General features: G+C 74.0%; 2 protein-coding genes, 1 tRNA gene and 2 pseudogenes. 2 read left to right on the top strand and 3 right to left on the bottom strand.

Annotation, left to right across the window (positions count from 1 at the left end; all coding sequences use genetic code 11):
• Positions 1-66 precede the first annotated feature (66 nt).
• Together H5J33_RS26010 and H5J33_RS26005 are read left to right on the top strand one after the other, a co-directional pair.
• Positions 67-641 (top strand): annotated as a pseudogene (locus H5J33_RS26010) (DNA-binding response regulator).
• Between the two features lie 23 nt (positions 642-664).
• A tRNA-Gly gene (locus H5J33_RS26005) sits at positions 665-740 on the top strand.
• Positions 741-807: 67 nt separating this feature from the next.
• On the opposite strand, the gene H5J33_RS26000 is transcribed toward H5J33_RS26005, so the two are convergent.
• The 3 genes and pseudogenes from H5J33_RS26000 to H5J33_RS25990 form a co-directional block, all read right to left on the bottom strand.
• Positions 808-1,707 carry a phosphoribosylaminoimidazolesuccinocarboxamide synthase gene (locus tag H5J33_RS26000; RefSeq protein WP_181797292.1) on the bottom strand — a complete coding sequence of 300 codons (900 nt, stop codon included), beginning with the start codon at positions 1,705-1,707 and terminating at the stop codon, positions 808-810.
• Positions 1,708-1,776: 69 nt separating this feature from the next.
• Complete coding sequence (locus tag H5J33_RS25995) at positions 1,777-3,273, bottom strand: N,N-dimethylformamidase beta subunit family domain-containing protein (protein ID WP_181797291.1); 1,497 nt, start codon at positions 3,271-3,273, stop codon at positions 1,777-1,779.
• 284 nt (positions 3,274-3,557) lie between these two features.
• Positions 3,558-4,147: pseudogene (locus H5J33_RS25990) on the bottom strand (hypothetical protein); the annotation flags it as partial.

Below are 4,147 nucleotides of genomic sequence, written 5' to 3'. Positions count from 1 at the left end.
CCCGGGCCGGGACCGGTTCCGGCTGGTCGCGGACGTACCCCTGACCACTGTGGGAGGAGTCACCCCCTGAGCGCACCGGTACGGCTGTCGCCGGCCGACGACCAGCGTCCGATCCGGAGCCCCCTGGCCGCGCTGCTGTCCCTGGAGGACGGCCTGCCGGTCGTCGCGGAGGCGGCGAGCGGGCCCGAGGCGCCGGCCATGGCGCCGGCGCACGCGATGGTGTGAAGGTCGCCACATCCCTGCGCGACGGAGCACCCGGCTGCCGGGTGCCGAGCGTCACCGGGCACGGCCGCCCCGGGCATCTGAAGCGGGCGCTCGTGGCCGGTGTGCGCGGGTTCGTCCCAAGACCGTCAGTGCCCGGCGGCCCGCCGAGATCACCCGCACCGCGCAACTCGGGAAACCGGTACGTCGAGCCGGAGTTGGCCGCCGACGCGATCTCCGCCAGGGACTCTCCGCCGGCCGCGCGGGCGGCCGAGGTGCCGGCGCCGGCCGCCGACGGGGCACCGGCCGCGGAGATCGCCGTACGGGCCGCGCTGTCGCCGGGGACCGTGCGGAACCACCTCTCCTCGGCGGTCGCCGAGCCCGGCGCCGAGACCCGTCATGCGGCGGTGTGTCCCGCACGGGAGCGAGGTTGGGTATAGTTGCTCTCGCGCCACGGCGCAACGCGGACGTAGCTCAGTTGGTAGAGCGCAACCTTGCCAAGGTTGAGGTCGCGAGTTCGAGCCTCGTCGTCCGCTCCATGAAGAAGCCCCCGGTTCCCACCGGGGGCTTCTCGCGTACCCCCGGCTCCCGCCGGGGGTTTCCGGGTTACGACCAGGCGGTGCCGGTCAGCCGCTCGTACGCCTCCACGTACTTCTGCCGGGTCGCGGCCACGACGTCCTCGGGCAGCGGCGGCGGGGGCTGCTCGCTCCGGCGGTCCCAGCCGGAGGCCGGCGAGGTCAGCCAGTCGCGCACGAACTGCTTGTCGTACGACGGCTGGGCGCGGCCCGGCTGCCAGGTGTCGGCCGGCCAGAAGCGGGAGGAGTCCGGGGTGAGGACCTCGTCGGCGAGGACGAGCGTGTCGCCGTCGAAGCCGAACTCGAACTTGGTGTCGGCCAGGATGATCCCCCGGTCCCGGGCGATGTCCCGGGCCCGCGAGTACACGGCGAGCGTGGCCTGGCGCAGCTGGGCGGCGGTCTCCGCGCCGACCTGGCGGGCCACCTCCTCGTAGGAGACGTTCTCGTCGTGCTCGCCGACCTCGGCCTTGGTGGCCGGGGTGAAGATCGGTGCGGGCAGCTCGGAGCCGTCGACGAGGCCTTCGGGGAGGGCGAGGCCGCAGACCGTGCGGGACTGCCGGTACTCGGCGAGGCCGGAGCCGGTGAGGTAGCCGCGGGCCACGCACTCGACCGGGACCATCCTCAGGGACTTGCACACCAGCGTCCGGCCCGCCCAGTCGGCCGGGGCGCCCTCGGGCACCTCGGTGCCGATGACGTGGTTCACGGCGAGGTCGCGGAGCTGGTCGAACCACCACAGGGAGAGCTGGGTGAGGATCCGGCCCTTGTCGGGGATCTCGGTGGGCAGCACCCAGTCATAGGCGGACATGCGGTCGCTGGCGACCATCACGAGGTCGCCCGCCTCGTTCTGGTACAGGTCGCGCACCTTTCCGGTGTGCAGGTGCACCAGGCCCGGAACCTCGATCGGCTCGGGCTTTTCTACGAATCCGGACACGGTTCCTCCCCGTGGCTCTGTCCAATGCCCCGATTCTCCCGTACGGGGCGGGCCGGCCGCGCCCGGGGGTCAGTCGCGTTTGCAGATGCGGTCCAGCAGGTTCGCCGTGGCCCGCTGGATCCGGGTGTCCACATGGCCGGGGCGGTCCAGGGCCGGGGACCAGGCGAAGGTCCCGGAGGCGAACACCCAGGCGCCGGAGGGGGCGCGGTACAGGGACGTCTCCTGGTGCCGGCGGACGCCGTCGGCGTCGGTGTAGGGGGAGTGGGCGAGCAGGATCCGCTCGTCGTGCTCGGGCAGCGCGGTGCGCGGGAAGTAGCGGTCCGCCTCGCCGGCGACCAGACCCTTGATCTCGTCGCCCTCGTGCGCGCCGGTCGCCTCCCACAGCCAGTGGCCGCCGTTGCGGACGATCAGCGGGTGCGGCTCGGGCACCCGGCCCGCGTACTGGATGCCGATCAGCTCCTGTTCGGGCCGGCCGATCTCGCGCCAGAGCACCGGCCGCCCCGGGCCCTTGCGCTTGCGGCAGGTCAGCAGCCGGTCCGGGACCCCGGACGGGGACGGCGCCAGCTCCACCTGCCAGTACATGGTGTTGGCGGACAGGAAGACCAGCGAGGTGCCCCGGTCCCGGGCGTCCTCGACGGCCCGGCGCATCGGCGCCGACCAGTACTCGTCGTGGCCCGGGAAGACCAGGCCCCGGTAGCGGGTGGGGTCGATCCGGCCGGCGTGCAGGTCGCGGGCGTCGGCGTAGGCGAGGTCGTAGCCGTAGCGCTCGGCCCAGCGGATGAAGTCGTAGGCGTGGCCGACGTGCAGGGGCAGGCCCGCGCCCGCGTACGGCCGGTCGAAGGAGACCGTGGTGGCGGCGTCGGCCTCGCCGAGGAGGCGGCCGTCCTCGTCCCAGGCGTGGTAGAGGCTGGCGCCGGTGTGGCCGTCCTCCGGGTAGAGGTTGTACGCCTGCCAGGTGACGTCGGGCAGCAGCAGGAGCAGGTCGGCGGGGTGGCTGTCGCGGACCGTGAAGGGCACGTGGGAGCGGTAGCCGTCGTGGGTGGTCAGGACGGCCACATAGGCGCCGATGCTCCAGTAGGAGGGCACCTGGAGGCGCCAGGACAGCCACCAGTGGTGGCAGGAGACCGTGCGGTCGGCGGTCAGCGGCCGGGGCTGGACGATGCCGGAGAGCCGGGGGCTGGTGGTGATCTTCGCCGCGCCGTCGCCGCCGTAGTGGCCGATGCGGTAGATGTCCACGACGAACTCCTGCGGCGGGTCGACCGTGATGTGGAAGTCGATCGCCTCGCCGGGCGCGACGGCGCCGGTGGAGGTGAAGCCCTTGATCTGGAGGTGCACGTCGTCGGCGGAGCGGGGCCCGGCGGAGGAGGCGCGGGCGGCCGAGGCACGGCGGCCGCTCCCCTGGGCCACCTGCGGGCAGGCGTCGACGTACCAGGGCATCACCTTGCCGAAGTCGTCGATGTACGGCTCACTGCCACGCAGCCAGGGCACCGGGCCCTGGCCGAAGGGGTCGGTGACGCCATGCGCGAGTGCTCCGGACTCCCAGCGGCGAATGCGGTCCGAGGCCATGGTCGCTCCCCTCCCTCGTCCCCCGTGTCTGGGCTCGCTGTGCGGTGGCTCCGCCGTGTTCGGGCCGCGCTGTCGTATGTCGCGCGCCATTGCCAAAGGCGTGGTCGGTCCCAGCACATCACATTACGCACGGGGCCGGTCACTACTCGTTGCGAATTGACCTGAAGTGGAAGACACCTTTCCGTTACAGGAGTGGTCGGCGGGGGTACGGCTCCGGCCCCCGGGACCGGGCGCCGACGGCGGCGCGGACGCGCCCGGCCACGGCCCCGGCCCCGGCCGCAGCGTCATACCAGCCGTACGGGCTTCTCGGCGCGTATGCCGAAGGCGGTCAGCCAGTCGCGCAGCGGGCCCGGGTCCCCGTCCTCGATCAGGGTGAGCACCTTGGGCGCGAGGTCGGCGGCCCGCTCGCCGCCCAGCAGCAGGGAGGGGCCGTCCAGCCAGTCCAGGGCGGGGACCGCCCCGGCGGTGTCCACGGCCGCGCAGCACACCATCGCCGTGACGTGGTCGGCGAGCAGCTCACGGGCGGTGCGGTGGGGCTGGAGCGGGAAGGGGGGCAGGCCGTAGTCACCGGGGGCCCAGACCACGCCGTCGGGGCCCTGGTGGGCGGTGGAGGCGCCGTCGCGGGGCCGCCGGGCCTCGGCCTCCTCGCGGGCCAGTTCGGCGGTGAGACGGGCGGCCAGGGCGACGCTGCGGTCGGTGCCGGGCTCGGCCTCGGCCTCTCCGTCGGCGTCCATGCCGCGCCCCTCCACACCACCCGTGCGAGTGACGTCGTCGGACGGGGTCGGCCCCTGCGGGGAGTACCCGCCGCCGTCGCGGGCGCGGGAAGCGGGGAGTTCGGGGGCGGGGGCGTGTCCGAGGGGCTCGTGCGGGTTGG

It is taken from the genome of Streptomyces sp. WELS2 (genome assembly GCF_013870595.1).
GTDB lineage: Bacteria > Actinomycetota > Actinomycetes > Streptomycetales > Streptomycetaceae > Streptomyces.
Note: the sequence above shows the minus strand (reverse complement) of the source record. Positions and strands in the feature narration are given on the sequence as shown.